Annotated in this window: 21 protein-coding genes, 1 tRNA gene and 1 pseudogene; 14 read left to right on the forward strand and 9 right to left on the reverse strand. The window is 73.5% G+C overall.

Features of this window, described 5'->3' with window-relative positions; translation table 11 throughout:
• Positions 1–5: 5 nt before the first annotated feature.
• Entirely contained in the window at positions 6–1025 is a 1020-nt protein-coding gene (locus ABUW04_RS35170; RefSeq protein ID WP_380568489.1) for an ABC transporter ATP-binding protein, read from the forward strand.
• 305 nt (positions 1026–1330) lie between these two features.
• Positions 1331–3067: an ABC transporter substrate-binding protein gene (locus tag ABUW04_RS35175; RefSeq protein WP_030250244.1), complete on the forward strand. Its 1737-nt coding sequence runs from the start codon at positions 1331–1333 to the stop codon at positions 3065–3067.
• Between the two features lie 41 nt (positions 3068–3108).
• Here ABUW04_RS35175 and ABUW04_RS35180 read toward each other — a convergent pair whose 3' ends face one another.
• Both ABUW04_RS35180 and ABUW04_RS35185 read right to left on the reverse strand, forming a co-directional pair.
• Entirely contained in the window at positions 3109–3900 is a 792-nt protein-coding gene (locus ABUW04_RS35180; protein WP_380520835.1) for a spermidine synthase, read from the reverse strand.
• A 134-nt stretch (positions 3901–4034) separates the two neighbouring features.
• Positions 4035–4415 carry a hypothetical protein gene (locus ABUW04_RS35185; protein ID WP_051724915.1) on the reverse strand — a complete coding sequence of 127 codons (381 nt, stop codon included), beginning with the start codon at positions 4413–4415 and terminating at the stop codon, positions 4035–4037.
• A gap of 216 nt (positions 4416–4631) precedes the next feature.
• On the opposite strand from ABUW04_RS35185, the gene ABUW04_RS35190 reads away from it, so the two are divergent.
• Positions 4632–5978, forward strand: a complete 1347-nt coding sequence (locus tag ABUW04_RS35190; RefSeq protein ID WP_380568474.1) for a tetratricopeptide repeat protein — start codon at positions 4632–4634, stop codon at positions 5976–5978.
• A 65-nt stretch (positions 5979–6043) separates the two neighbouring features.
• On the opposite strand, the gene ABUW04_RS35195 is transcribed toward ABUW04_RS35190, so the two are convergent.
• Together ABUW04_RS35195 and ABUW04_RS35200 are read right to left on the reverse strand one after the other, a co-directional pair.
• Positions 6044–6682 (reverse strand): histidine phosphatase family protein, encoded by a 639-nt coding sequence (locus tag ABUW04_RS35195; RefSeq protein WP_030250236.1) that lies wholly within the window; start codon positions 6680–6682, stop codon positions 6044–6046.
• A 62-nt stretch (positions 6683–6744) separates the two neighbouring features.
• A complete protein-coding gene (locus ABUW04_RS35200) occupies positions 6745–7449 on the reverse strand; it encodes a TetR/AcrR family transcriptional regulator (protein ID WP_051724914.1) in 705 nt (234 codons plus the stop codon).
• A 166-nt stretch (positions 7450–7615) separates the two neighbouring features.
• On the opposite strand from ABUW04_RS35200, the gene ABUW04_RS35205 reads away from it, so the two are divergent.
• The 6 genes from ABUW04_RS35205 to ABUW04_RS35230 all read left to right on the forward strand — a co-directional run bounded on the left by ABUW04_RS35205 (position 7616) and on the right by ABUW04_RS35230 (position 14173).
• Entirely contained in the window at positions 7616–8557 is a 942-nt protein-coding gene (locus tag ABUW04_RS35205; protein ID WP_380568475.1) for a phosphatase PAP2 family protein, read from the forward strand.
• A gap of 50 nt (positions 8558–8607) precedes the next feature.
• Positions 8608–9909: a hypothetical protein gene (locus tag ABUW04_RS35210; protein WP_380568477.1), complete on the forward strand. Its 1302-nt coding sequence runs from the start codon at positions 8608–8610 to the stop codon at positions 9907–9909.
• Complete coding sequence (locus tag ABUW04_RS35215) at positions 9906–11495, forward strand: hypothetical protein (protein WP_380568478.1); 1590 nt, start codon at positions 9906–9908, stop codon at positions 11493–11495. The genes ABUW04_RS35210 and ABUW04_RS35215 overlap by 4 nt, the downstream gene beginning before the upstream one ends.
• Before the next feature lie 3 nt (positions 11496–11498).
• Positions 11499–12872: an AAA family ATPase gene (locus ABUW04_RS35220; RefSeq protein ID WP_380568479.1), complete on the forward strand. Its 1374-nt coding sequence runs from the start codon at positions 11499–11501 to the stop codon at positions 12870–12872.
• 171 nt (positions 12873–13043) lie between these two features.
• Entirely contained in the window at positions 13044–13394 is a 351-nt protein-coding gene (locus ABUW04_RS35225; protein WP_030250222.1) for a hypothetical protein, read from the forward strand.
• Positions 13395–13528: 134 nt separating this feature from the next.
• Complete coding sequence (locus ABUW04_RS35230) at positions 13529–14173, forward strand: bifunctional DNA primase/polymerase (RefSeq protein ID WP_380568480.1); 645 nt, start codon at positions 13529–13531, stop codon at positions 14171–14173.
• Between the two features lie 135 nt (positions 14174–14308).
• On the opposite strand, the gene ABUW04_RS35235 is transcribed toward ABUW04_RS35230, so the two are convergent.
• Entirely contained in the window at positions 14309–14476 is a 168-nt protein-coding gene (locus ABUW04_RS35235; RefSeq protein WP_157623618.1) for a hypothetical protein, read from the reverse strand.
• A 192-nt stretch (positions 14477–14668) separates the two neighbouring features.
• Here ABUW04_RS35235 and ABUW04_RS35240 point away from each other — a divergent pair, with 192 nt between their 5' ends.
• Positions 14669–17686, forward strand: a complete 3018-nt coding sequence (locus ABUW04_RS35240; protein ID WP_380568481.1) for an AfsR/SARP family transcriptional regulator — start codon at positions 14669–14671, stop codon at positions 17684–17686.
• Here ABUW04_RS35240 and ABUW04_RS35245 read toward each other — a convergent pair.
• Positions 17605–18222, reverse strand: coding sequence for an AMP-binding protein (locus ABUW04_RS35245; RefSeq protein WP_380568482.1), 618 nt, complete (start codon positions 18220–18222; stop codon positions 17605–17607). The two genes, ABUW04_RS35240 and ABUW04_RS35245, sit on opposite strands and share 82 nt — an antisense overlap.
• A gap of 185 nt (positions 18223–18407) precedes the next feature.
• Here ABUW04_RS35245 and ABUW04_RS35250 point away from each other — a divergent pair.
• Positions 18408–18481, forward strand: a tRNA-Lys gene (locus ABUW04_RS35250).
• A 72-nt stretch (positions 18482–18553) separates the two neighbouring features.
• On the opposite strand, the gene ABUW04_RS35255 is transcribed toward ABUW04_RS35250, so the two are convergent.
• Together ABUW04_RS35255 and ABUW04_RS35260 are read right to left on the reverse strand one after the other, a co-directional pair.
• Positions 18554–19246 carry a class F sortase gene (locus ABUW04_RS35255; protein ID WP_380568483.1) on the reverse strand — a complete coding sequence of 231 codons (693 nt, stop codon included), beginning with the start codon at positions 19244–19246 and terminating at the stop codon, positions 18554–18556.
• Positions 19239–19529 carry a hypothetical protein gene (locus tag ABUW04_RS35260; RefSeq protein ID WP_030250207.1) on the reverse strand — a complete coding sequence of 97 codons (291 nt, stop codon included), beginning with the start codon at positions 19527–19529 and terminating at the stop codon, positions 19239–19241. The genes ABUW04_RS35255 and ABUW04_RS35260 overlap by 8 nt, the downstream gene beginning before the upstream one ends.
• Positions 19530–19829: 300 nt before the next feature.
• On the opposite strand from ABUW04_RS35260, the gene ABUW04_RS35265 reads away from it, so the two are divergent.
• A complete protein-coding gene (locus ABUW04_RS35265) occupies positions 19830–20804 on the forward strand; it encodes an acetylxylan esterase (RefSeq protein WP_030250204.1) in 975 nt (324 codons plus the stop codon).
• 25 nt (positions 20805–20829) lie between these two features.
• On the opposite strand, the gene ABUW04_RS35270 is transcribed toward ABUW04_RS35265, so the two are convergent.
• Entirely contained in the window at positions 20830–21834 is a 1005-nt protein-coding gene (locus ABUW04_RS35270; RefSeq protein ID WP_380568484.1) for a decaprenyl-phosphate phosphoribosyltransferase, read from the reverse strand.
• A gap of 234 nt (positions 21835–22068) precedes the next feature.
• On the opposite strand from ABUW04_RS35270, the gene ABUW04_RS35275 reads away from it, so the two are divergent.
• A complete protein-coding gene (locus tag ABUW04_RS35275; RefSeq protein WP_380568485.1) occupies positions 22069–25221 on the forward strand; it encodes an Ig-like domain repeat protein in 3153 nt (1050 codons plus the stop codon).
• 137 nt (positions 25222–25358) lie between these two features.
• Positions 25359–25823, forward strand: a pseudogene (locus ABUW04_RS35280) (hypothetical protein); the annotation flags it as partial.

The following is a 25823-nucleotide window of genomic DNA, read 5'->3' on the forward strand; positions in this document are numbered from 1 at the left end:
CCGGCATCCCCGCCCTGGAGGCCCGGCACCTCACCAAGCACTTCCCGGTGCACCAGATCGGACCGTCCCGGACCCGCCAGGTCGTGCACGCCGTCGAGGACATCTCGCTGGCCCTGCCCGAGGCCACGGTCACCGCCGTGGTCGGCGAGTCCGGCTCCGGGAAGTCGACCCTGGCCCGGCTGCTCACCCAGCTGATCGCGCCGACCTCCGGCGAACTGCTGCTGGACGGCGTGCCGGTGGGCAGCAGCGCCAAGGCCCGCCAGGAGTACACCCGGCTGGTGCACCTGGTGCTGCAGGACCCGTTCTCCTCGCTCAACGCCGTGCACAGCGTCCGCTACCACCTGGAGCGGCCGCTGAAGCTGCACAAGCGGGCCGGCCGGGACGATCTGGACACCAAGGCGCGGGAGTTGCTGGAACGCGTCTCGCTCAGCCCGTCCGAGCGCTTCATCGACAAGTACCCGCACGAGCTCTCCGGCGGCCAGCGGCAGCGCGTCGCCATCGCCCGCGGCCTCGCCGTCGAACCCCGGGTGCTGCTGGCCGACGAGCCCGTCTCCATGCTGGACGTGTCGATCCGGCTCGGCGTCCTCAACCTGCTGGACGAGCTGCGCGAACGCGAGCGGCTGGCCATCCTCTACGTCACCCATGACATCGCCTCGGCCCGCTACCTGGCCGACACCGCACTGGTGATGTACGCCGGGCAGGTCGTCGAGTCCGGTCCGGCCACCCAGATCACCGACGCGCCGGCCCACCCCTACACCCAGCTGCTGCTGAGCGCCGCACCCGACCCGGCCAGGACCGAGCCGCCGGTGCTGCGCGGCCGCGGCGCCCCGCCGAGCCTGGTGAACCCGCCGAGCGGCTGCCGGTTCCACCCGCGCTGCCCCTTCGCGATGGCGATCTGCAAGGAGGCCGCGCCGCCACCGCTGCCGGTCGCCACCGATCAGGTGGCCGCCTGCTGGCTGCACAGCGCCGAACACACGGCTCCGGCGGATCCCCCGGCCGCGGCCGGCACCGGCGCAGATCTCTGAGGACGCGGTTCACCGCACAGCTTCACCACAGTCCGTACTCAACGAGGAGTCGACGACATGGGAGACCCAGCCAGACCCGGCCGGCGCCGGGGCCCGCCTTCCGCCCCGGCGCCGTCGGGCCCGCTCCCGGACGAGGTGCAACTCGTCCGGGGCAACCGCCCGCAGCGCAGCACCAGGCAACAGCAGCAAGGCACGCGATCTCGTTCGGAACCACCCAATCAAGACCCGTCACGCCATGACGGAGACCGTCATGGCCGCTCACCACTGGCCGATACCTCGTCGGCCGGACACAAGGAGCGTACGCAATGAGTCGCAACACCACCATCAAGGGCCTGGCCCTGGTGGCAGTCGTGGGCCTGGGCCTCACCGCCTGCACCAGCTCCGGCGCCACGTCCAATAGCGGGAGCAGCAGCAGCGCTTCCGGCAGCTCGGGCTCGTCCAAGGCCAAGACCCTGGTCATCGAGGACAAGCCGGTCCCCTCCTTCGACGAGGACTTCAACCCGTTCGACGGCAACGCCTTCGGCGCCAACGAGAACGCCGTCTCGCTGACCTACGAGCCGCTGTTCATGTTCAACAGCCTCAAGTCCGACCAGGCGCCGATCCCGTGGCTCGGCAAGAGCTACGCCTGGTCCAACGGCAACAAGACGCTCACCATCCAGCTCCAGTCCGGAGTCAAGTGGAGCGACGGCCAGGCCTTCAGCTCGGCCGACGTGAAGTTCACCTTCGAGCTGCTGCAGAAGACCGCGGCCGCCAACACCGGCGGCGTGCCCGCCACCACCAGCATGACCACGCCCGACCCGAACACCCTGGTGATGAACTTCTCCACGCCGCAGGCGTCGAACTTCGTCGCCATCGGCAACCAGGTCATCGTGCCGCAGCACCTGTGGTCCAGCATCAGCAACCCGGCGACCGCGCAGATCACCTCGGCACAGGCCATCGGCACCGGCCCCTACCTGGTGGACAAGTTCAGCTCGCAGAACGTCACCTTCAAGGCCAACCCCAGCTACTGGGGCGGTGCGCCCAAGGTCCAGGAGATCTCCTTCCCGGCCTACGCCACCAACGACGCCGCGACCATCGCCCTGGCCTCCGGCCAGATCGACCTGGCCGGCAACGACATCAACAACGTGCAGACCGTCTTCGTCGCCAAGGACCCGGCCAACAACCACCTGTTCCAGAACACCGCGCCGTACTTCCCGGCCGGGAACACGGTCTCGCTGCTGCTCAACCAGAAGAGCAGCACCGCCCCGGCCCTGGCCGACGTGGCCGTCCGCAAGGCGATCAGCGCCGCGGTGGACCGGCAGTCGCTGGCCGCCCAGTGCGAGACCAACTACGAGAACCCGGCCACCTCCTCCGGCGGCCTGATCGCCACCGGCCCGGACCAGGCCTCGGTCTCCTCGGCCACGACCAACGACCTCAAGGCCAACGCCGACACGGCCAAGGTCACCTCGCTGCTCACCGCCGACGGCTACGCCAAGGTCGGCGGGAAGTGGACCAAGAACGGCAAGACGATCAAGTTCACCATCATCGACCCCAACTCCTTCAGCGACTACTGGTGCGACGCCCAGGCGATGGTCAAGGGCCTGAACGCGCAGGGCTTCGACATCAACGACAACGGCGCGTTCACCTACGACACCTGGAACGCCGCGATCACCACCGGGAAGTACGACGCCGCCCTGCACTGGGGTCAGGGCGTCACCGCCTTCCAGCGGCTGCAGTTCATCCTGGACCCGAGCACCACGGCCGACGTCGGCAAGACCGCGGCCGGTGACTTCGGCCGCTACACCAGCGCGAAGGCCAGCACCGCGATCGCCGCTTACCAGAACGCCACCACGCCGGACGCGCAGAAGACCGCGCTGGACACGCTGCAGCAGATCTTCTCCGACGACGTCCCGGCCGTGCCGGTGCTCTACGGCGCCGCCTGGTACGAGTACAGCTCCGCCAACTTCACCGGCTGGCCGACCTCCGACAACCCCTACATCAACCCGTCGCCCAACAGCCAGGCCTACGAGTACCTGATCCTGCACCTGACCCCGGTCTCCTGACCCAGGTCTCCTGACCCCGGTCCTCCCTCCGAAAAGGTCGATCAAGAAGTGAAAGCGCCCGGTGGCGGCGCGGGTGAGGGGCCCGCGCCGGCATCGGCGACCGGCACGGCCCCCGCCTGGAAGTCCGTCAGGCCGGGGCCGTGCTCCATGCGTCCCGGGTGCTGGTCGGTGGCGATCAACCGGGTCAACTGCTCCAGCGGCAACGGCTGCTGGGCGGCGACCAGGACCAGGTTGCCGAACCGGCGACCGCGCAGCACCACCGGGTCGGCGATCAGCGCCACCTCGGCGAAGGCCGCACGCAGGGTCGCCACCTGGCCCCGGACGAAGTCCAGCCGGCCGCCGTCGGTGACGTTGACGGCGTAGCGCCCCTCCGGCCGCAGGGCCCGCGCCGCCAGCCCGGCGAACTCCACCGAGGCGCAGTGCGCCGGGGTCCGGGCACCGCTGAAGACGTCCGCCACCACCAGGTCGGCCTGGGCCTCGGGGGCGCGGGCCAGGATCTCCCTGGCGTCACCGCCGCGGACCCGGAGCTGCCAGCCCCGGTCCAGCGGGAGGGTTCGCCGGACGAACTCGGTGAGCGCGGTGTCGATCTCGGCGACCTGCTGCCGGGACCGCGGCCGGGTGGCGGCGACGTAGCGGGCCAGGGTCAGCGCCCCACCGCCCAGGTGCAGCACGGTGATCGGCTGCCGGGGCGGCGCGGCGAGGTCCACCAGGTGGCCGAAGCGGCGCTGGTACTCGAAGGACAGCCGGGTCGGGTCGTCCAGGTCCACATGGGACTGGGGCGTGCCGTCCAGCAGCAGGGTCCAGGCGTTCGGCCGGTCCCGGTCCGGGACCAGCTCGGCCCGGCCCGAGGCGACCTGTTCGGCCGTGTCCTGCGGTACGGACTTCTTGGGGGTGGGGTGCTGCTGCTTCCTGGCCACCTGCCAAGTATGCGGGCAGCCGAGTGTCAGGGCAGCGACGGATCCGCTGGTCAGGCCCCGTCCGCGGCGGCCGCGCCGGAGCCGGAGGCGGCCAGCGTCCGGGCGGCCTCGCCGAGGGCTGCGCACAGCTGCGCCGGGTCGGTGAGCGCGCGCTCCGGGGAGGGCGGCAGCAGCCAGGCGCCGTCGTCCTCCGGCGCCAGCGCCTCGGTGCAGGAGCCGCCGGGCAGTTGCCAGGTGTCGACCGCGCCGGCCGGGACCAGGAAGGAGAGGGTCGCGTCGGCGTCCTCCAGCAGCACCGGGCCGCAGGCCCCGCGCAACCGCAGGATGTCGACGGTCTCCAGCCCCTGCCGCTCCGGAACCCTCACCAGATCGCAGGAGGGAGTGGGCAGAGCCGCAGGGAACGGGTCCGAAGGGAACTCCGCTGCGAACATGGACGCCTCCATCATTGACCGCTCGCCGTTGAGTGGTGTCGGCGGTTACTGCCAAGCACAACGCATCAGGGGGCACCGGGGCCACGGTTGTCATGCCTGGCAGAGCATGGCATTTCATGGCATCTTTCCGGCGCATGCCCGGTTTGTCCAGAAACCCTGAGTGTTCGAATCATTGCAGAGGGTACTGTCGTGGCGTCTGAGAGCAAGGGGGCCGACATGACCAACACCCTCACCAACCACACCGCAGCACTCACTGTGAACCAGGCGATGCGAGCACTGCGCGGGGACCGCTCGGCGGGCGAGTTCGCCACCGCCGTACGGCGGGCCGGGCGGGAGATCGGCGAGCACGTCTCCTGCGACGCGCGCTATGTGGGACGGGTCGAGTCGGGTGCCATCAGACGCCCCAACTACGCGTACGAGAGGGTCTTCCTGCATATGTTCCCCGGCTCCTCCCTGGAGGACCTGGGTTTCGCCCCGCGCGCCGAAGCCCGGCGCGCAGGCGGCATGCGGGAGACCACGGACCAGAACCACGAGGAGAACGACGACGTGCACCGACGCACGTTCCTGTCCGGCGCCCCGGTCACCATGGCCGCGGTGCTGGGCCTGGACCAACCCTTACCGGCGGCTGCCGCAGCCCCGGGGACCGTGGCCCCGGGCCGCAAGGTCGGCGCGGCCGACGCCCGCCGGGTCGAGGCGGCCGTCAGGGAGATCCGGCTGCTCGACGACGTCCAGGGCGGGGACGCACTCTTCGACCGCGCCGGACGGGTCCTGCGGACCGCCTACCAACTGCTCAACTGCGGCTCCTACGGCCGGGGGGTGGAGCAGCGGCTGCAGTCCGGCGCCGGGGAGCTGGCGATCTCGGTCGGCTGGCTCGCCCATGACTCGGGGCGGCTCGCCGATGCCCGTTCCTTCTACGCCGAGGCCCTGGCCACCGCGCGGATGGCCGACGACCCGGCGCTGGAGGCGCATGCGTTCTGCAACAGCGCCTTCCTGGCCCGGGACGCCGGCCGCCCCCGCGAAGCGGTCCGGGCCGCCCAGGCCGCGCACCAGGTGGCCCTGAAGCTCGGCTCCCAGCGGCTGTGCTCACTGCTGGCCATGCGCGAGGCCGGAGCCTGGGCCCAGCTCCAGGACCGGGGCGCCTGTGTGCGCTCGCTGCAGCAGGCCCAGCGGCTGTACGCCGCCGGCCCGGCCGAGGCGGATCCCGAGTGGATGTCCTTCTACGGCGAGGCCGAACTGGCGGGCCTGGAGGCGCAGTGCTGGTCGGCGCTGGGCGAGTGGGAACGGGCCGAGGGCTGCGCCCGCAGCGCCATAGAGCTCCAGCAGCCCCACTTCGTCCGCAACAGGGCGCTCTACACCGCCGAGTTGGCGCACGACCAGCTGGGACGGGGCGAGCTGGCCGCCGCCGCGACCAGCGGCGGCCAGGTGGTGGCGCTGTTGGGCGAGGTGCACTCCACCCGGATCAGGTCCATGGTCGCCGACACGGCGTCCCGGCTGCGTCCGCACCGGGCGGTACCGGAGGTGGCGGAGTTCATCAGCCGCTACGACGTCTCCATGGCGAGCTGACGGGACGTCACCCACCGTTCGGCTGCTGCTGGTTCGCCGGTGCGACGGTTCGCCGGCGCGTCGGCTCAGTGCAGGTGCGAGCCGTCGTTCCAGAGCTCGACGGCTCTGGCGCCGTACTCCCAGGTGAGGATGGAGAGGGTGGCCGGCCCCAGCTTGAGCCGCTGGCCGTGGGTGGCCGGGAGGCCCAGCCAGCGGGCGGCGAGGATGCGCAGGAAATGACCGTGCGCGAAGACCAGCACGTCGTTGTCGGCGCTGTGCATCACCGTGGTGTCGGGGTCGGGCACGCCGCCATGCTCGGCCGTCCAGGCGATGAAGGCGTCGGCGCGGGCCGCGACCTGCTCCAGCGTCTCCCCGTCCGGGACGCCGTCGCGCCAGATCAGCCAGCCCGGGTGGTCCTCGGCCCGGATCGCGGGTCCGGTCATGCCCTCGTACCGCCCGTAGTCCCACTCCAGCAGGTCGGGGGTGTCCAGGGCGCGGTCGCCGAAGCCGGCCAGCTCACAGGTCTCCCGGGCGCGCCGGAGCGGGCTGGTGCGGATCTCGGCGGCCGGGAGGCCGCCCCAGGGCTCGCGCTTCAGCCGGTCGCCGAGGCGGCGGGCCATCTCGCGACCCTCCTCGGTGAGCGGGATGTCGGTCCGCCCGGTGTGCCGACCGCCGGCGGACCACTCGGTCTCGCCGTGTCGGACCAGAAGGATGCGCGAGGGCACAGGGGTCTCCCTTGGATGGCAGTGCTGGTGTACCCGTCCATGATCCCTGATCCACGACCGGATCAGGACTGCGGCGCCGCGCAGTCCGAGCCGGCGAGCTCCCGCAGGCCGCACAGGATCAGGCCGAGGCCGAAGGTGTACTGACCCTCGCCGTCCTCGCGGGCGACGGTGAGTTCGGGGGCCAGGTCGGTGAGCGCGGGGTGGCGTTCCGGCGACAGGGCGGCGAAGCGCCGCCGCAGCAGCTCGGCCTTGGCCGTCATCTGCCCCTCCTCATCGCATTCGCGCACCTGGCGCAGGGCCGAGCCGATGGTGAAGCCGATGAGCGTCCCGGCGGCGCGGGCCGCCGCCTGGCGGTCCAGGCCGGACCCGCAGAGCAGCTTGACGACCTGCTCCATGGTGACCGAGGCGGCGTCGGCGAAGTCGCCCTCGGCCTTGCCCTCGGCCAGCAGTTGCAGCACCGAGGGGCGGCCCGTGAACAGTTCGTACATGGAGAGGCAGAGGGCGCGCAGCTGCTCGTCCCAGCTGCCGCTGGTGCAGGGCGGCTGGTAGGTGCCGAGCACCCGGTCCCGGGCGGCCCGGAACAGCTCCTCCTTGCCGCGGAAGTAGGTGTACAGCGCCATGGTGCCGACCCCGAGCTCCTCGGCCAGGGCACGCATGGAGAAGGCCTCGATGCCCTTCTGGTCCAGCAGCGCGAGGGCACGGTCGACGATCAGCTCCGCGCTGAGGGAATTGCGAGGGGCACGACGGCGGGGCACTGACTGCGACATGGCCTTCCGGACGCTGCGGGGACGGGGGGCTGTCTGGGCCCTGGGAGGGCGCTGTGTCGGAGATTACAGGGCCCAGGTGAGAACCAGATGTGACCCGGAGATGATTTCTCCCTAACGTACAGCGTACGGTAGAGCGTACGCTTTCGCTCGAACGTCCGGAGTGGTCATGGCACGCACCCTTCTCAGGAGGCGACCGGGGCACTGGCAGCTGGAACTGCTGCTGGTAGCCGCGATCTACCTGGTCTACGACGGCAGCCGGCTGCTGGTCAGCGGCGGCTTCGGCGAAGCCGTACAGGACGCGCGGAGTCTGATCGACGTGGAGCAGTGGCTCCACCTCGACCCGGAACGCTGGCTGAACAGCACCTTCAGCAGCCAGCAGTGGCTCGGCGTACCCGCCGACTACGCCTATGCGACGCTGCACTACCTGGTCACCCCGGCGGTGCTGGTGTGGCTCTGGCGGCACCACCGCGACCAGTACCGCCGCGCCAGGACCTGGCTGGGGATCACCACGGTGCTGGCCCTGGTCGGCTTCATCCTGTTCCCGGCGGCCCCGCCGCGGCTGATGCCCTCCTCCTACGGCTTCACCGACACCATGGCCCAGCACGCCAACCTCGGCTGGTGGAGCGGGGCGGCGAGCGCGCCCAAGGGGCTCGGGTCGATGACCAACGAGTTCGCGGCGATGCCCAGCCTGCACGTGGGCTGGTCGCTGTGGTGCGGGCTGCTGCTGTTCCGGCTGGCGCGGGACCGCACGGTGCGGACCCTGGGGCTGCTCTACCCGCTGGTGATCACCATGGTGGTGATGGGCACCGGCAACCACTACCTGCTGGACTGCGTGGCCGGCGCGGTACTGCTGGGCGTGGGCGCGCTGCTCACCGGCCCGGCACTGCGGCTCACCGACCGGCTCCGGGGGACCTCGGGATCCCGCACCCACATCGTCCACCTGCCGATCCATCTGCCGGTCCGCCACCCGGTTCCCGACTACCAGCAGGTCCCGACGTCCCGTCAGACCGCATCCAGCACAGCCAGCACATCCACCGCACCCGGCACCGCCGTCGCCTCCGGCATACCCGCCGCACCCGTCGAACGACGAACTCCGGCGCTGCACTGACCCGTACGGCGCTCCCCTTGTCAGTCGTGGGTGCAAGACTGATCCGCACCATGAACGACTTCATCCCCGGGCGTCCGGCACCGGAGCCCCCGCAGTCGCCGAGGCTGTCCCCGAGTCCGTTGGAACGCCGGCTCGCCGGCCTCCGCGGCGACGCGCCGCAACGCAGTCTGGACGCCCGCGCACTGGCCGCGCTGGCGGCCAATCCCGGGTGCGGCCGGCGGGCGGTGCTGGACGCCGCCGGGGTGGACAAGACCGATCTGGCGACCCGGCTCGGGAACCCGGCGCCGTTCGGTCAGTCGCCGTTCGCGATCAGCCGTGGCCTGGGCTTCGAGCGCCGGGTCAAGGCCGACGGCTGCACCGTGCTGCTGGACCTGCTCAGGGAGCAGCTGCGGCTGCCCGAGGACAGCGCTCCGGTGGTCTTCGCCGAGCTGGTCGACGACCCCGGACTGCCGGCCGGACGGGTCGCCAGCGCCCGGGTCGCGCTGGCCGCTGCCGCGGCCCGGCCCGGCGTGTGGACGGTGCTGGACCAGCCGCTGCTGCGGCTGGAGGTCGCCGGTTCGACCGCGCATCTGGAACCTGACCTGGTGGTGGTCCGCCCCGACGGCCGCTGGACCGTGGTGGAGATCAAGTCCTTCCCGATCCTGGACGGCGGAGCCGATGCCGCCAAGGTGGGCGCGGCGGCCCGGCAGGCGGCGGTGTACGTGCTCGCGCTGCGGGAGACCGCGGCCGCGCTGGCCGGCGTCGAGCCGGTGCGCGACCCCTACCGGGAGCCCGAGGGCCTGGCCGGCGCCCCCGACAGTACGGCGCTGCTGGTCTGCCCCAAGGACTTCGGCAACCAGCCGACCGCCGCCGCGGTCGACGTCCGCAAGCCGATGGCGGTCACCCGGCGCCAGCTGGACCGGCTGACCCGGGTCGAGCAGCTGCTGGACGTCCTCCCGACCGGCACCGGCTTCGGCCGGGACCGCTCCGACGGGCAACTGGCCGCCGCCGTGGGCGCGTTGCAGGCGGTGTACTCCCCGGACTGCCTCTCCGCCTGCGAACTGGGCTTCCACTGCCGGGCCGAGGCCCGCTGCGCCGGATCGGTGGAGACCCTGGGCCGCGGGGTGCGCGGCGAACTGGGCAGCTTCCACACCGTCGAGCAGGCCCTGGCCGCAGCCGCAGCCGCAGTCACCGCACCCAGCGGAACTCACGCCGACACCGCCACCAGCACCCCCTCCGACACCCTCGCCGACACCCCCGACGACGGCGACGCCGAGTCCGCCCTGCGGCTCGCCCGCGCTGCCGCACTGCGCGCCGAGGCGCTGCAGGCCGCTGCGCTGCAGGCCGCTGCCTCCGTGGGCGGTGCCGGATGAGCCTGCTCTCCACCCTGGCCCGGATGGAGGCGGTCCGCGACGGTCGGGCCGTGCCGCTGGCGACGGTACGGCACCGGCACCTCGCCGACCGGCCGATGGTCCTGGTGCCGCTGGCCGCCGCCGGTGAGGCCGGGGCGCCGCTGGCGGTGATGCTCGGTCAGGACCGGGATTCACCGGTGCTGCTGACGCTCCCGCAACCACTGGACCGGGACCGCCGGTTCGCCCTGCTCGCGGACCTCGCCGCCGAGCTGCTGCCCTGGCTGGAGGGGTTCGGCACCGAGGTCGACCTGCTGACCAGGGAGGTCAAGGACCCGGCGACCGGGGAGAAGACCGAGCAGGTGCGCGAACTGTGCACCGACGCCCCGCAGCTGCTGGTTCCCGGCCCGGCCGCGGTGGAGTTCCTGGGGCTGCTGGGCCGCTCCACCCGCTTCCGCCGCAGCGCCGAGACCGCGCTCGACGAGGGGGTCGACCCGGGCCCCTACCCGGTGCCGGCCCGGGTCCCGCTGCTGGGCCGCTGGCTGACCCACCTGCGGGACCGGGCCCAGGTCCCCGGCTCCTCGCTGCTGCTCGCCATGACCGACCTGCTGGGCCGGCACTGGGCCACCGGGCAGAGCCGGCTGGAGGACCAGCACCTGGGCGCACTGCTGGCCTGGATCGACCCGCCCGCCGGCCTCACCGGCGCCGAGGCCGCGCTGCTGGCGGAGACCGCCCGGGACGGCCACGGCCAGCTGCTGTGCCCGCCGGCCGGGCCGACCACCGACCCGCGCTTCGACAGCGGCCTGCTGGCCCCGGCGATCACCCGCTACGACGCCGCCCGCAAGCTGGACGACGCCGTGGCCGCGCGGGCCCGCGAGGCGGAGATCGCCGCACTGCTGGAGGCAGTGCTGCGACCGACCTGGGACCGGCTGTGGCAGGGCCTGGACCTGCTCCGGGCGCTGCCCGCCGCCGCGCACCTGCCGGAGCGCTGGGAGGGCGACCGCTGGTCCTACACCTCGCACCGGGACCGGATCGCGGCCGGCGAGCCCCCGCAGCCGGTACGCGACGACGCGGTGACCGCCGCCCGCAAGCTGGCCCAGCGCGAGCGCGAGCAGACCCGGCTGGACATCCAGGAGGCCCTGGACGACCCGCTGGCCATGGCCGAGCACCGGCTCGCCGGCGAGGCCCTGGCCGGACGGGTGGTCGCCGTCGAGGCGGCGTACGACGAGACCGGGCGCAGCCCCAAGCCGCGGCCGCTGGTCACGGTCCGCACCCCGGACCGTCCGCACGGGGACCCGGGGCGCGAGCTGTACCGGGCGGGCGGCCCCACCGCGCAGAAGGCCGAGCTGGTGTCCGCGGACCCGGCGGCCGGGCTGGTCACGGTGCGGCTGCTGAACGGCATGGGCCGCCGGAAGGAGCCCGAGCCGGGGAGCCTCCCCGAGCCGGGCGAGCAGGTGTGCTTCACCCTCTTCGAGTTGACGGCCCGCCAGTCCGCGCCGCTGCCCGAACCCGAGGACACCCCCTGGACCCACGGCGGCCCTCCGGTCACCCGCACGGCCACCGCCCAGCCGGACCTCCCGACCGCGCCCGCCGACGAAGAAGGGGCCTGACCTGTGCCTCCGCTCTCCCGCCCGCCCGGTGGCGACCCAGGAACCGGCCCCGGCGCGGACCCCGGCGCCGAGGCGGACCGCGCCGTCGCCGCCATCCTCGACGCCGCCCTGCACGGCACCGAGCGCGGCACCGTGGTCGACTCCCCGCCCGGGGCCGGCAAGTCCACGCTGGTGGTCCGGGCCGCCCGGGAGCTGGTCGGCGCCGGCGAACGACTGATGATCGTCGCGCAGACCAACAGCCAGGTGGACGACCTGGTGGACCGGCTGGCCACGGCCGACCCCGGGCTCACCGTCGGACGGCTGCACGGCAGCGACGCCGCGCCCGCGCCCGAGGCGCTGCGGCACCCGGCCGTGTCCGCCTCCACCAAGCCGGCCGACCTGCTGGAGTGCTCGGTGGTGGTGTCCACCGCCGCCAAGTGGCAGTGGGTCAAGGACGTCGACCCCTGGCGGCACGCCATCGTCGACGAGGCCTACCAGATGCGCTCCGACGCGCTGCTGGCCGTGGCCAGGCTGTTCGAGCGGGCCCTGTTCGTCGGCGACCCGGGCCAGCTGGACCCGTTCTCCATCGTCGGCACCGACCAGTGGGCGGGGCTCAGCTACGACCCGTCCAGCAGTGCGGTGATGACCCTGCTCGCGCACAACCCGAGGATCGTGCCGCACCGGCTGCCGGTGTCCTGGCGGCTGCCGGCCTCGGCGGCGCCGCTGGTGTCGGCCGCCTTCTACCCCTACGCCCCGTTCCGCTCCGGGACCGGGCCCGGCGACCGCAGGCTGACCCTGGCCGCCCCGGGCGACGGCTCGGCCGCCGACCGGGTCATCGACATCGCGGCCGAGTCCGGCTGGGGCCTGCTGGAACTGCCGGCCCGGCACACCGTGCGCACCGATCCGGAGGCCGTACGCGCGGTCGCCACCGTGGTGCGGCGGCTGCTGGACCGCACCGGGACGGCGGTGTCCGAGCGCGGCAGCGCCCCGCTGACCGCCGACCGGATCGCGGTCGGCACCGCCCACCGCGACCAGGCCGCCGCGGTCCGGGCCGCGCTGGTGGCGCTGGGCGTCCCGGTGGACGGCGCCGCGGCGGTCACCGTGGACACCGCCAACCGGCTGCAGGGCCGCGAGTACGACGTCACCGTGGTGCTGCACCCGCTCTCCGGGCGGCCCGACGCGACCGCCTTCCATCTGGAGACCGGCCGGCTGTGCGTACTTGCCTCCCGGCACCGGCACGCCTGTATCGTCGTTGCCCGGGCCGGAATCGCCGAGCTGCTGGACGAGCACCCCTCGACCGAGCCGGTCCAGCTGGGCGTCACGGTGAAGTTCCCGGACGGATGGACCGCCAACCACGCCGTCCTCGAGCACCTGAGCGAGCACCGCGTGCCCGGCTGAACACCGGGAGTGCCGGCTCGACCACCGACCGGCGCACCGACCCGACCTGCGGGAACACCCGGGGAGATCCGGGAATACCGGAACGGAAGGCCCTGTTCCCTCGCCGGCTGCCTGCACGCACAATGGCTCGTGGCACAGCCTTCCACCTGACCCAGCACGGAGGTGCCCCCCATGCCCGACTCCCCCGCCGACCGCTCGCCGCAGCGGAGGCTCCGCCCCGCCCCGCTGCTCTTCGAGCCCGGCCTCGCGGAGCCGGAGCAGGAGCACTTCTTCGACCTCGACGACATCGAGGACCCGCGGGAACTGCTGAGCCGTTCCACCGAGTTGACCGTGGCGTTCCGCGCCGCCGCGGAACGGGCCAGCGACTTCCAGGCGATGGCGGCGGCCCAGCTCGCCGACACCCGCCGCTTCGACAGCCTGACCTTCGAGGAGATCGCCGCCCGCGCCGACTGGACCCCGGACTACGCGGCGAAGATGGTCGAGCACGGCCGCGGGCTGCTGCGGCAGCGCCGCATCGGCTGACCGCCGGGGTGCTCCCCGCTGCGGCCCCGCTGGCATATGCCCGGGAGAATACGCCGTATCCGCTCCTTCTGTCCGGCGTTCCCCACTTCCCGTCCTGCTCCGCGTCCGGCCCCCGTACCAATGGAACGGTGGATATGTGGACGCATGAGTCGATCGAGTACGTCACCGTGGCCGGGGAGGCCTGGCTGGCTTCGGCCAGCGAGTACCCGCGCAGCATGCGGGCGCTGTGGGAGTCGCGCCCCTGGGCGCCGACCGTGCTGCCCTGCGGGCGGACCTTCGACGTGGTGAACCTGCCCGGCCTGTTCGGCCGCCGGGTGCTCGACGAGTTGTGGGAGTCGGGGCCGGGCTGCGGTCCGGTGGCCACCCACCGCGGCCGGATCCTGGTCTTCGCCGAGGTCGGCGCGGCCCAGCGGCTGCGCACCCTGCTGGTCTGGGAGGAGTGGGCCCGCGGCGTCCCGCCGGTGCTCTGCCACGGCGCCGGCGACGCCATCACCGTGCCCCCGGTCCAGCGGATGGCGGACGCCCCGGAGGGCCCCAACCGCTGGATCGTCGCCCCGGACACCCGTGAGCCCTGGCTGCCCGGGGCCTCCGTGCTGCTCTGGGCCTGCGTCCGCGCCGCCCGCGGCGGCTCCGCACCGGCCGCCCCGTCGGAGCCGGTGGAACTCCCGTGCGCCGAACCGTCCGAGCCGTCCGAGCCCGCCGGGACCGCCGCCGCGTCCACCGACGGCGCCGCGCAGACCGTGGTCAGGATGACCGTCTCGCACCTGCCGACCGCGTGAACGGGACGGCCCGCACACGAGTCGCAGGGACGGCCCCGGAAACGGACCAGGGGCCCATCACTCCCCAGTGATGAGCCCCTCCCCCGTCCCCCGATTCCGCGTCCCCCCCGAGACGTGGCATCGCGGATGCGGCACCTATTCCTGGCTGCGCACCCGATCCGGGTCGACCACAGCGTCGGTCCCCTCGGCCGACGCTGTGTCGTCCGACGTCAACTCCTCGACAACCACTTCCGCCGAAGTCGACTCGGCCTCCCCCGTGGCGGTCGAGTCGGACTCCGTTGCGTCGTTCTGCGGCGTGGTCATGCTGCTCCTCGTGATGCGGTGAAGCGGTGAGGCATCGAGTTGATGTGGGCTCTCATCATGCCCCGCTCGGATCAACGTTCGTTCAACGCCCCGGAGGATCGGGTACGTCGGAAGAGTCGGAGCCTTCCGTGCGTCAGTGCTACCGTCCCGACTGGTGTACGGGCAATTTCCAGCGCTCTGGGGAGAAAACGGATGCGCAGCGGAACGAACGGGATGGAAACCGGATTGAGGTTCCGGGTGCTCGGCGAGGTCCGTGGGCAACTCGGGGACCGGGCGCTGCGGCTGGGGTCGCCGCAGCAGATGGCCGTCCTGGTCAGGCTGCTGCTGAACCACGGTCACAGCGTCTCCATCGACGAGTTGGTGGACGGCATCTGGGGCAGCGAGCCGCCCCCGCGCGCCATCGGGACGGTGCGCACCTACATCTCCCGGCTCCGCACCGAACTCGAACCCGACCGGGCCAGCCGGACACCGGCGCAGGTCCTGCTCTCCACCGGGGACGGCTACACCCTGCGGATCGACCCGGACTGCCTCGATCTGCACACCTTCGAACGGCTGCTGTCCGACAGCGACCGCTCGGCCGCGGCCGGGGAGCCGCAGCGGGCGGTGGACCTGCTCACCGAGGCCCTGGCGCTGTGGCGCGGCGGCGCGCTCTCCGGAGTGCCGGGCGGCTACGCCGAGGGCCAGCGGCGCCGGCTGGGCGAACTCTGGCTCTCCGCCGTCGAGTCCCGGATCGGCCTGGACCTGGAGCTGGGCAACACCAACCAGGTGATCGCCGCACTGGGGCCGCTCACCGCCGAGTTCCCGCTGCGGGAGCGGCTGCGGGCCCTGCTGATGCTTGCGCTCTACCGCAGCGGCCGGCAGTCCGAGGCGCTCGGTGTGCACGCGGACACCCGCCGGCTGCTGATCGACGAGCTCGGCGTGGAACCCGGCCCCGAACTGGCGGTGCTCCAGCGTCGGATCCTGGCGGCCGACCCCGAGTTGACCCCGGCGACCAGGCCGACGACGGCCGGCGCCGCGTCGGCCGACGGCGGCCCCGGCGGCGGCTCCGCCCCGGCCACCGTCCCGGCCCAGCTCCCGCCCGACATACCGGACTTCAGCGGACGCACCAAGCTCGTCGAGGAGATCGTCGACGCACTGCACCGCTCGCCGGGTCAGGCCGTGGCGATCTGCGCACTGGCCGGTATCGGCGGGGTCGGCAAGACCACGCTGGCCGTGCACTGCGCGCACGAGGTCCGCGGCTCATTCCCGGACGGGCAGCTCTACCTGGACCTGCGCGGCGCCGGCTCGAACCCGGTGGACCCGGCCGCGGCGCTGGCCGAGTTCCTGGAGGTGCTGGGCATACCCCCGGCCCAGCTGCCCGACACGGTGGAGCGGCGGACCGCGCTGTACCGCTCGCTGCTGGCCGACCGCCGGGTGCTGGTGCTGCTGGACAACGTCCGCGACTCCACCCAGATCCGGCCGCTGCTGCCGAGCACCGGCAGCAGCACCGTGCTGATGACCGGACGCGGCCGGCCCGCCGGGCTGCCCGGGGTGCGGCTGGTGGACATCGACGTGTTCCAGGAGGAGGAGGCCGTCGAGCTGTTCGCCGCGGTGGCCGGGGCCGCCCGGGTGGCCGCCGAGCCGGCCGCGGTGCGGGAGGTCGTCGGCGCCTGCTCGCTGCTGCCGCTCGCGGTGCGGATCGTCGCCTCCCGGCTCGCGGTCCGCCCCTCCTGGACGGTCGCCTCACTGGCGCGCCGCCTCGCCGACCAGCGCCGCCGGCTGGACGAGCTGCAGGTCGGCGACCTGGCCGTGGAGGCCACCTTCCAACTCGGCTACCTGCAGCTGAGCGAGGACCAGGCCCGCGCCTTCCGGCTGCTCTCGCTCCCGGACGGCGCCGACTGCTCGACCTCCGACGCGGCGGCCCTGCTCGGCCTGCCGGTCGCCGAGGCCGAGTCGCTGGCCGAGTCGCTGGTGGACGCCGGGCTGCTGGAGAGCGAGGAACCCGGGCGCTACCGCTACCACGACCTGCTGCGGCTCTTCGCCCGCCGCCGGGCGGAGGAGACCGACCCGGAGCCGGTCCGCCGCCGCAGCCTGCTGCTACTGCTGGACCACCTGCTGGCCTGCGTCCGCAACGCCTCGCGGACGCTGGAGGGCGACGACCTGCTCAGCTGGAGCCTGCACCGCACGGTCGGCGCCGGCGAGCCGCTCACCGACCCCGACGAGGCCCGCGACTGGCTGCGGGCCCAGCGCGCGCTGCTGCTCGCGGTCCTGGGCCAGTCGCTGCGGCAGGCCCCGGAGGAGTCCCTGCCGGCGGTGGTGGACCTGCTGCTCGGCTGGATGTGGGTGGGCGCCCCCACCCCGCACGCCGAGGACTTCCACGCGGTGCTGGCCCAGGCCCTGTCGGTGGCCCGGCGGACCGACGGCTTCCCCGAGCGCCGGGACGCGCGCGGCGAGGCACGGCTGCACTACCTGGTCGGCATGCTGCACGGGCTCTCCGGGGACGGCGCACCCGCCGAGGCCTCGCTGCGCCGGTCGCTGGAGTGCCTGGACCCCGCCAGGGGCGGGCTGGAGGACCACCCCGAGATCCACTACACGGTGGCGGCCGAGCTGGCCGTGGTGCTGAACGCCGCCGGCCGCTCGGAGGAGGCGCTGCCCTATCTGGAACTGGCCCGGGACCTCTGCCGCGGACTGGGCCACCAGGCCGACGAGGCCCGGCTGCTGGGCAACATCGCCCGGGCCCACCTCACCGGCGGCAGGCCCGGACAGGCCCTGGACGCGGCACGGGAGGCGGTCCGCACCGCCCGGGCCGCCGAGCACCCCAGCTGCCTGGCCGACGCGCTGTACCAGCTGGGCACCGTCCTGCTCGGCAACGGGCAGTACGGCGAGGCGAGCACCCGGCTGATCGAGGCCGTGGAGATGCTGCGCCGCCAGGAGCGCTACTCGACCGAGGGCTGCGCCCTGGCCCGGCTCTCCTCCTGCTACCTGGCCATGAACGCTGCCGCGGAGGCGGTCCGCTGCGCCGAGCAGGCGCTGGAGCTGGGCCGCCAGGTCAGCGCCCGCTACTGCCAGGGGCTGGCCCAGGAGGCACTGGGCCGGGCGCTGGTGGCGCTGGGGCAGAGCGCGCGCGGACGGGGGTGCCTGACGGAGGCTCAGCGGCTCTTCGAGGAACTGGAGGTGACCGAGGCCATCGGCGTCCGGAACCTCCTGGACACGCTGCCCGCCAGCGCCTGATGCCACCACCGGTCCCGGCCCGGGGTCCATCCCACCGGGTAGGCGTTGCGCTGCACCACCAGCACCGAGCCAACGGTGCCGTCCGTGCCGGTGCCGCGCAGCGCCCGGTCGACCGCGGCCTTCGGCGACTGGAGCCGGCCGTTCAGCAGGACCGCGTCCGCGGTCACCACGACCTGGGGGCGCTCCACCCGGATCAGCTCCCGCAGCGCGGCGGTCGCACCGGGGCCGGCCACGGTGGACTGCGTCACCGCCCCGTCCTCGGCCTCGGACCCGATCACCACCCGTGCCCGCAACCGCTCGCAGGCCAGCGTCGCGATCACCGCCTCGGGCATCGCGGGCAGGAACACCAGCACCGCGTCGCCCTCCCCCACCCCGGCCGCCCGGAACACCGCGGCCGCCCGCCGGACCTGGTCCTCCAGTCCGTCGAAGGTGTACAGCTCGGCCTCGCCGCTGTCCCCCAGCCAGTGGAGGGCCACCTGATCGGCTGCTCTGAGCGGATCCGCGTGCGGATCCATCGGCGTCATGAGGGTCGGCATCGGGCGCTGCTCTCTGCGGAGGAGGAACGGCAGTACTGGGACGGGCCGTGACGAAAGGGGCCACGGCCGGGCCCATCGTCGCGGTCCCCGATCAACAGCGGTTCAACGGTCGGGCGCCGGGCGCCGTCCGGGTATCCGATTCCGCATTCGGGGCCGCGGTCATGTATCGTCTTCCACGTCAGCAGGCGCCGCTAGCTCAGTTGGTTAGAGCAGCTGACTCTTAATCAGCGGGTCCGGGGTTCGAGTCCCTGGCGGCGCACAGACTGCGGAACAAGGGTCCGGCGCTTCGAGCCGGCCCCCTGTTCTCATTGCCGCCGCAGGACCGGCCGGGTCACTGCCCGGCGGTCCGGTGCACCCCGGTGAGGTGCGCGAACACCACGACGTTGCTGGAGTACTCCGGCTGCTTGCGGCTGAAGGTTCCGCCGCAGGTGATCAGGCGCAGTTCGGGCCGGTCGGCGTCGGCGTAGACCTTCTGGTCGTCGAAGCCGGTCCGCGGGATCACCTGGATCGAGTCGATGCTGAACACCGCCGTGCTGTGGTCGGACCGGGCGACCTGGACGGTGTCCCCTTTCCGGAGCGCGCTGAGCAGGTAGAAGACCGCGGGTCCGCGGTGCGTGTCCACATGGCCGACGATCAGCGAGGTGCCCACCTCGCCCGGTGTGACGGACCCGCCGTACCAGCCTGCGGTGCCCGGCTGGGAGAAGGGCGGGGTGTCGATCGAGCCGTCGGCGCCCTGGCCCATCTCGGCCAGCGGTGCGTCCAGGCGGATGGAGGGGATCTGGACCCGCTGCGGGACGGACTCGGTCAGGCCGTCCGCGGAGAGCCGCTGCGCCGCGGAGACGGCGGGGGCCGTGGCGGCCGGCGTGGGCCGGGCGGTGGCGGGCGCGACGGGCAGGGCGTGCGCGGGCGCCGCGTCGTGCCCGCACCCGCTCAGCAGGGACAGTGCCGCTGCGACCATGAGCGCGCTGGTGGCCGCCACCGGGATCCGGTGGCGGCCACGAGCGGAGGTGGGGCTGTCAGCCACCGATGTGCTGCGTCAGCGAGGCGACCGAGCTCGCCATGGCGCCGCCGCCCGCGCCGACCGGACCGTGCGCGCGGCCCCAGCGGTGGCCCCAGCGGTGGCCGCGGCCGTCACGGTCGTCACGGCTCCAGCCGTGGTGGTGACGGTGGTGGCGCGGCGCGGCCCAGGGGCCGGAGTCGCCGGCGGACGGACCGTCGGCGACGACACCGGCCACGTGGGACACGGCGGGGGCGGCCGCGGCGTAGACCGGGGTGGCCGCACCGAAAGCGAGTGCGAGGACGGCCATGCCCGTTCCTGCGCTGCGAATGAGGTTCATGCATTCCTCCGGAACTGAACTGGACGGCAGCGCGGACACCGGTCGGCGGCCGCGGGGATGTCGTCCATCGTGGACGAAGGGGTATCCCGGACCGATCACCACAAATCGGTTTCGCACGGGGATTCCAACGGACGGAGCAGGGAAGGGGTCCAATGGCCTAACGGCCCGTCAGATCGGTTCACCGGGGTCCAGGGGTGGAATTCCCCGGCGCCGATGGTGTTCTGTGGGGTGATCATCCGATCAAGCGGCGCTGACGAAGGACGACTGACCATGGCCCTGTTCGACCTGCCCCTGGACGAGCTCCACAGCTACCGCAGTGCTGCGGTCGAACCCGCCGACTTCGACCAGTTCTGGTCCAAGACCCTGGCCGAGACCCGCACGCACGACCTCGACGCGCGCTTCGAGCCGGTGCAGACCGGGCTGGCCACGGTGGAGGTCTACGACGTGACCTTCGCCGGCTTCGGCGGCCAGCCGGTGAAGGGGTGGTTCGTGCTCCCGGCCGGGACCACCGAACCGCTGCCGCTGGTGGTCGAGTTCATCGGGTACGGCGGCGGACGCGGACAGGCGCACAGCCATCTGCTGTGGGCCTCGGCCGGCTTCGCCCACTTCGTCATGGACACCCGCGGCCAGGGCAGCGGCTGGGCCACCGGCGACACCCCCGACCCGGTCGGCAGCACGCCGGCCTACCCCGGCTTCATGACCAGGGGCATCGAGGACCCGCACGACTACTACTACCGCCGGGTCTTCACCGACGGGGTGCGCGCCGTCGAGGCGGCCCGCTCGCACCCGCTCGCCGACGCCTCGCGCACCGCGGTCACCGGGGTCAGCCAGGGCGGCGGGATCACCATCGCCGTCGGCGGGCTGGTGCCGGACCTGGTGGCGGTCGCTCCGGACGTCCCCTTCCTCTGCGACTTCCCGCGCGCGCTGACGCTGACCGACAGCAACCCCTACCGCGAGGTCGGCAGCTACCTGAAGACCCACCGCGACCGGATCGGGCTGGCCCGGCAGACCCTCGGCTACTTCGACGGCGTGCACTTCGCCGCGCGCGCCGAGGCGCCCGCGCTGTTCTCCACCGCGCTGGAGGACGACGTCTGCCCGCCGTCGACGGTCTTCGCCGCGTTCAACGCCTACGCGAACCCGGACAAGGCGATCGAGGTCTACCACTTCAACGGCCACGAGGGCGGCGGCCCGTTCCAGCAGGCCGCCCAGCTGGCCTGGCTGCCGCAGCGGCTGCGCCGGGGCTGACGGACGGGGCTGACGGACCGGGCGCTCAGAGGTTCCAGACCGCCAGGCTGTAGACGGCGAGCCAGGCCACGGCAATGAACTGCAGCGGACGGTCCCTCAGCAGGATGTCCTCCGGGGCCCCGGCCGTGCCGCGGTCGGCGAAGACGGCGTAGCGCATCACCCCGAGCACGAAGGGGACGATGGAGAGCTGGCGCCAGGGCAGCAGCCCGGCCGCGCCGGCCCCCGCCGGGTCGGCGGTGCCCAGCGCCCACAGGCAGTAGCTGAGCACGGTCACGGCTCCGGCGAGCTGCCAGACGAAGCGGAGGTAGGTGTCGCTGTAGGCGTCCAGCAGGGCGCGGCTGCGGCCGCCGTGGTCGCGCATCAGCACCAGTTCCGAGTAGCGCTTGGCGGACACCATGAACAGGGCGCCGAATCCGGCCGTGATCAGGAACCAGCGCGACAGCGGCAGCCCGACGGCCAGGCCGCCGACCATGGCCCGCAGCAGGAACCCGGCGGCGACCACGGCCAGGTCAACCAGCAGCATGTGCTTCAGCGAGGTGCAGTAGGCGATCTGCAGCACCAGGTAGCCGACCACCACCCCGGCGGTGGCCGTGTTGCAGAGCAGCAGCGCGGCCGTCACGGCCGTCGCCGCGAGCAGCAGGCCGGTGGTGTAGGCGAGCCGGACCGGGACCAGCCCGGAGGCGACCGGACGGTTGCGCTTGACCGGGTGCGCCCGGTCCGCGTGCACGTCCTTGGCATCGTTGACCAGGTAGACCGCGGCCGAGGCGCAGGTGAAGACCAGGAAGGTCACCGCAAGCCGCAGCGGGACCCGGTGCGCGAAGAGATCCCCGGCCGCGACCGGGGCGGCCACCACCAGCACGTTCTTGATCCACTGACGGGGCCTGGCGGTCTGCAGCAGGCCGGCGGCGAGCCGCAGCGGCGTCCGCCCACCGACCGGCAGCAGCGCGGCCAACGGTTCGGACAGTGCCGCCGCCCCGGACAGCAGGGGGTCGGCCGGGTCGACGGGTATGGACCCGTTCAGCTGCTCCATAGGGGGATCGTCAACATTCAGATCGTCATATAAACCAACAAAAACGGCATCATGGGCTCCCACCGCAGGACGATCCCCCGTTCGGCCGAGCCGATCCGGCGGAACTCCCCGGCGGCGTTCACCCGGCCGTCGCCGTCGCGACGGCCGGGGTTCGTCCGCGCTCCCTACGGTGTGCCCGGTCCACCGGGTCGACGGTCGACGAGTCGCAGGCGAACGCAGGAAGAGAAGAGAGTGATGCGCGGCATGAGAAGCGCGATAGCCGCCGCAGCGGCCCTGGCCGTGCTGGCCGGGACGTCCGCGGTGCTCGGCACCGGGGCCGCGGCGGCCGACACCGGATCCGACGCCGGTTCCGGCTTCGCCGCCGGGGACGTGGTGGTCTACCGGGTCGGTGACGGCACGTCGACCCTGTCCGGTGCGGGCTCGGCCGTCTTCCTCGACGAGTACTCCCCGGCCGGCTCGCTGGTCCGGTCGGTGGCACTGCCCACCACCGCGGTGGCCGGGAGCAGCGGCAAGCCGATCGTGGCCAGCGGCTCCGCGAGCTCCGAGGGCGGGCTGACCCTCTCCGCCGACAGCCGCTACCTGGTCGCCACCGGCTACGACGCCGCCGTCGGCGCCACCGGGCTGTCCTCCTCGGCCGCCGCCACCGTGCCCCGCACCGTGGCCACGGTCGACGCCGCGGGCACCGTCGACAGCAGCACCGCACTCACCGACTTCTCCGACGGCAACAACCCCCGCAGCGCGGTCAGCGACGACGGCCAGGAGTTCTGGGTCGGCGGCGCGGCGGGCGGGGTGCGCTACGCCGCGCTGGGCGCGTCGACCTCCACCTCGCTGGTGGCCGGCACCTACAAGAACGTGCGCCAGCTGGCCATCGCCGACGGGAAGCTCTACACCTCGGCCGACCCCTCGAAGGCGTCGGTGACGGTGGCCACCGTCGGCACCGGCCTGCCGACCACCGGCACCCAGGCGGTCACCAACCTGCCGTTCACCTCCTCGCCGTCAGGACCGTACAGCTACTCGCTGCTGACGCTGGGCACCGGCAGCAGCCCCGACACCCTCTACGTCGCCGACAACTCCGTCGGCGCGGTGGTCAAGTACGGGCTGGTCAGCGGCGCCTGGGTGCAGCAGGGCTCGGTCGCGGTCCCGTCCGTCACCGGCCTGACGGCCAATGACGACAACGGCACCGTCAGCCTCTACGCGACCAGCAGCGGCTCGTCCGGCACCGCCGGCACGCTCTACGGGATCACCGACGCCAGCGGCACCGGCGGCACCCTGAGCGGCAGCGCCACCGTGCTGGCGAGCGCCCCCGCCGGCGAGACCTTCCGCGGTGTGGCCTTCGCCCCCGGGACCGTCACCGGCACCGGCGGCGGCACCAGGCCGCCCGCCGTGGTGCCCACCGTGACCACCGCGCACAGCGGACTGGCCGCGGCGCTGGGCGACCCGACCGACCCCGGCCTGGACGTCACCGTCGGCGACTCGGACCCGGCGGTCACCCCGGACCAGATCAAGGTCACCGCGGTCTCCTCGAACGAGACCGTCGCCCCCGCCGCCGGCCTCACCGTGACCGGGGACGGCGCCGACCGCACCCTCACCGTCACCCCGGCCGCCACCGGCTACGCCACCATCACCCTCACCGCCACCGCCCCGGACGGCAGCAGCGCCACCACCCAGGTCCAGTACGGGGTCTCCAGCGATCTCAACGACGGTGCCGATCCCGGCGACGCCGGCCAGCGCTACTACAGCGGCGCGGGCAACGCCTCCGCCGCCGTCGACGTCGGCGGCGGCTACATGATCGTGGCCGACGACGAGAGCAATGTGCTGCGGCTGTACGACGAGACCCGGTCGGGCCCGCCGGTGCGGACCTTCGACTTCACCTCGCAGCTGCCGGCCGGCACCGCCGAGGCGGACCTGGAGTCGGCCGCCCGGGTGGGCGACACGGTCTACTGGGGCGGCTCGATGAGCAACAGCAGCAGCGGCGCCGTCCAGGCCTCGCGCAGCACCGTCTTCGCCACCACCATCACCGGATCCGGCGCCGACACCCAGCTGAGCTACGTCGGCGGCTACACCGGACTGCAGAGCGACCTGGTCGCCTGGGACCAGGCGAACGGACACGGCCTGGGCGCCGACTACCTGGGGCTGGCCCAGTCGGTGCAGAGCGGGATCGGCGGCCACGAGGACGACGCCCTGAACGTGGAGGGCATGGAGTTCGCCCCCGGCAGCACCAGCACCGCCTACCTGACCTTCCGCGCCCCGCTGGAGCCGACCACCGACCGCCACCTGGCGCTGTTGGTGCCGGTCACCGACATGGACCGGCTGACCGACCCGTCCGCCACCGGGGTGCACGCCACCTTCGGCGCGCCGATCCTGATGAACCTGGGCGGACTGGGCATCCGCGACATCCGCCGGAACGCCGACGGGCAGTACCTGATCATCGCGGGCACCGCCGACGGCACCAACAGCCCCTTCGTGCTCTACAGCTGGGACGGCAAGCCCGCCGACCCGCCGCTGTCCACCGGCCTCACCCTGCCGCAGGAGCCCGCCGGCGCCGACCACGGCTCCTGGGAGACCATCGTCGACGTCCCGGACCCGCTGACCGCCGGGGCCCCGGTCCGGCTGCTGCAGGACGACGGCGACACCGCCTGGTACGGCGACGGGCGGACCTCCAAGACCGGCCTGCCCGCCGACCTGCAGAAGAGCCTGGGCCAGGTGTTCAGCTACAGCCCCGGCACCCCGCTGGCCGCCGGCACCACGCTGAGCAGCACCGCGAACCCGGTCCCCTACGGCAGCAGCACCACCCTCACCGCCCAGGTCGCCGCCACCGACCCCGGCACCGCGGTTCCGGGCGGCACGGTCTCCTTCGCCGTCACCTCGGGCGGCCGCAGCCGCGCCCTGCGCTGCTCCGTCGGCGCCGCCGGCGCCGGCCCGGTCGCCCTGACCGGCGGCACCGCCCGGTGCACCGTGGACAGCAAGGACCTGGGCCTGCCCGGCAGTTACACCCTCACCGCCTCCTACTCCGGCTCCGCCTTCTACACGGCGAGCAGCGGTTCGCTGGTCCAGAAGGTCGGCCCGACGGCGACCACGACCACGGTGACGCTGCGGCCCGCCACCGTCGGCAAGGGCCAGGGCGCCGTGGTGGAGGTCTCGGTCTCGCCCGCGAGCACGGCCCTGTCGCTGCTGCTCGGCGGACGGGTGACGGTCACCGTGCTGGACGCCTCCGGTACCGCCGTCCCCTGCACCGGGGTGCTGCTGCCCGGTGTCGGCGGGGTCTGCACCGTCGCCCCCGGCCGGCTCAGCGCTGCCAAGGGCCCCTACACGGTCACCGCGGCCTTCGCCGGCAACCAGCTGTTCGCCGCGAGCAGCGGAACCGCGGTGCTCACCGTGAAGCCCTGACCGGCCGACCGACCCGAAAGGACGCCCCGTCCCGCTGCCCAGGTGCGGCAGGACGGGGCGTCCTGCCGTATCCGGGTGTCCGCGTGTTAGCGTGCCGCCGCACCCAACAGGGGGCGGGTGGAGCGGGTGGGGGGCAGATGGGACCGACCGATGCGGACGGCCGCACGGAGCCGGGGCAACTTGCCGAGGAGCTGGCCGGGCTGACGTACCGCCAGCGGCGCCGGCTGGCCGAGGCGGGTTTCCGGAGACGCCAGCTGCGGCGCCTGGCCGGCACCCCGGCCGGGGCCGCGATGGTCCGCAGCGTGCTGCTCTGCTTCACCGACACCCACGCCCGGCCCGGCCGCGAGGACATCGCCAGGGCCGACAGCGCCCGACGCGCCGTCAGCGCCCGGAGGGCGGCGGACTCCCGGGCCGGGATCCGCTCGGCCGTCCGGTTCGCCGACGCCCTCGACGCCCGGGGCATCGCCTCGCTGCCGCCGGGATCCAGCTACCGGGGACCGGCCCGGGCGAGCGGTGCGGGCCGGTCGGGTGCGGGCCGGGCCGGCGCGGCCAGGTCAGGGGCGGGCCGGCCCGTGCCGCGGCGGCCGGCCGGGCCGCCGCGG

Origin of the sequence: Streptacidiphilus jeojiensis (genome assembly GCF_042510965.1) — a bacterium.
GTDB classification, from domain to species: domain Bacteria; phylum Actinomycetota; class Actinomycetes; order Streptomycetales; family Streptomycetaceae; genus Streptacidiphilus; species Streptacidiphilus jeojiensis.

Coding starts and splice junctions, on each gene's coding strand:
- ABUW04_RS35260 (WP_030250207.1), bottom strand. CDS start 19,529: ATGGCCGTCCTCGCACTCGCTTTCGGTGCGGCCACCCCGGTCTACGCC.
- ABUW04_RS35215 (WP_380568478.1), top strand. CDS start 9,906: ATGAGCCTGCTCTCCACCCTGGCCCGGATGGAGGCGGTCCGCGACGGT.
- ABUW04_RS35275 (WP_380568485.1), top strand. CDS start 22,069: ATGCGCGGCATGAGAAGCGCGATAGCCGCCGCAGCGGCCCTGGCCGTG.
- ABUW04_RS35210 (WP_380568477.1), top strand. CDS start 8,608: ATGAACGACTTCATCCCCGGGCGTCCGGCACCGGAGCCCCCGCAGTCG.
- ABUW04_RS35175 (WP_030250244.1), top strand. CDS start 1,331: ATGAGTCGCAACACCACCATCAAGGGCCTGGCCCTGGTGGCAGTCGTG.
- ABUW04_RS35235 (WP_157623618.1), bottom strand. CDS start 14,476: ATGACCACGCCGCAGAACGACGCAACGGAGTCCGACTCGACCGCCACG.
- ABUW04_RS35230 (WP_380568480.1), top strand. CDS start 13,529: ATGTGGACGCATGAGTCGATCGAGTACGTCACCGTGGCCGGGGAGGCC.
- ABUW04_RS35225 (WP_030250222.1), top strand. CDS start 13,044: ATGCCCGACTCCCCCGCCGACCGCTCGCCGCAGCGGAGGCTCCGCCCC.
- ABUW04_RS35185 (WP_051724915.1), bottom strand. CDS start 4,415: ATGTTCGCAGCGGAGTTCCCTTCGGACCCGTTCCCTGCGGCTCTGCCC.
- ABUW04_RS35270 (WP_380568484.1), bottom strand. CDS start 21,834: ATGGAGCAGCTGAACGGGTCCATACCCGTCGACCCGGCCGACCCCCTG.
- ABUW04_RS35200 (WP_051724914.1), bottom strand. CDS start 7,449: ATGTCGCAGTCAGTGCCCCGCCGTCGTGCCCCTCGCAATTCCCTCAGC.
- ABUW04_RS35265 (WP_030250204.1), top strand. CDS start 19,830: ATGGCCCTGTTCGACCTGCCCCTGGACGAGCTCCACAGCTACCGCAGT.
- ABUW04_RS35190 (WP_380568474.1), top strand. CDS start 4,632: ATGACCAACACCCTCACCAACCACACCGCAGCACTCACTGTGAACCAG.
- ABUW04_RS35240 (WP_380568481.1), top strand. CDS start 14,669: ATGCGCAGCGGAACGAACGGGATGGAAACCGGATTGAGGTTCCGGGTG.
- ABUW04_RS35205 (WP_380568475.1), top strand. CDS start 7,616: ATGGCACGCACCCTTCTCAGGAGGCGACCGGGGCACTGGCAGCTGGAA.
- ABUW04_RS35245 (WP_380568482.1), bottom strand. CDS start 18,222: ATGCCGACCCTCATGACGCCGATGGATCCGCACGCGGATCCGCTCAGA.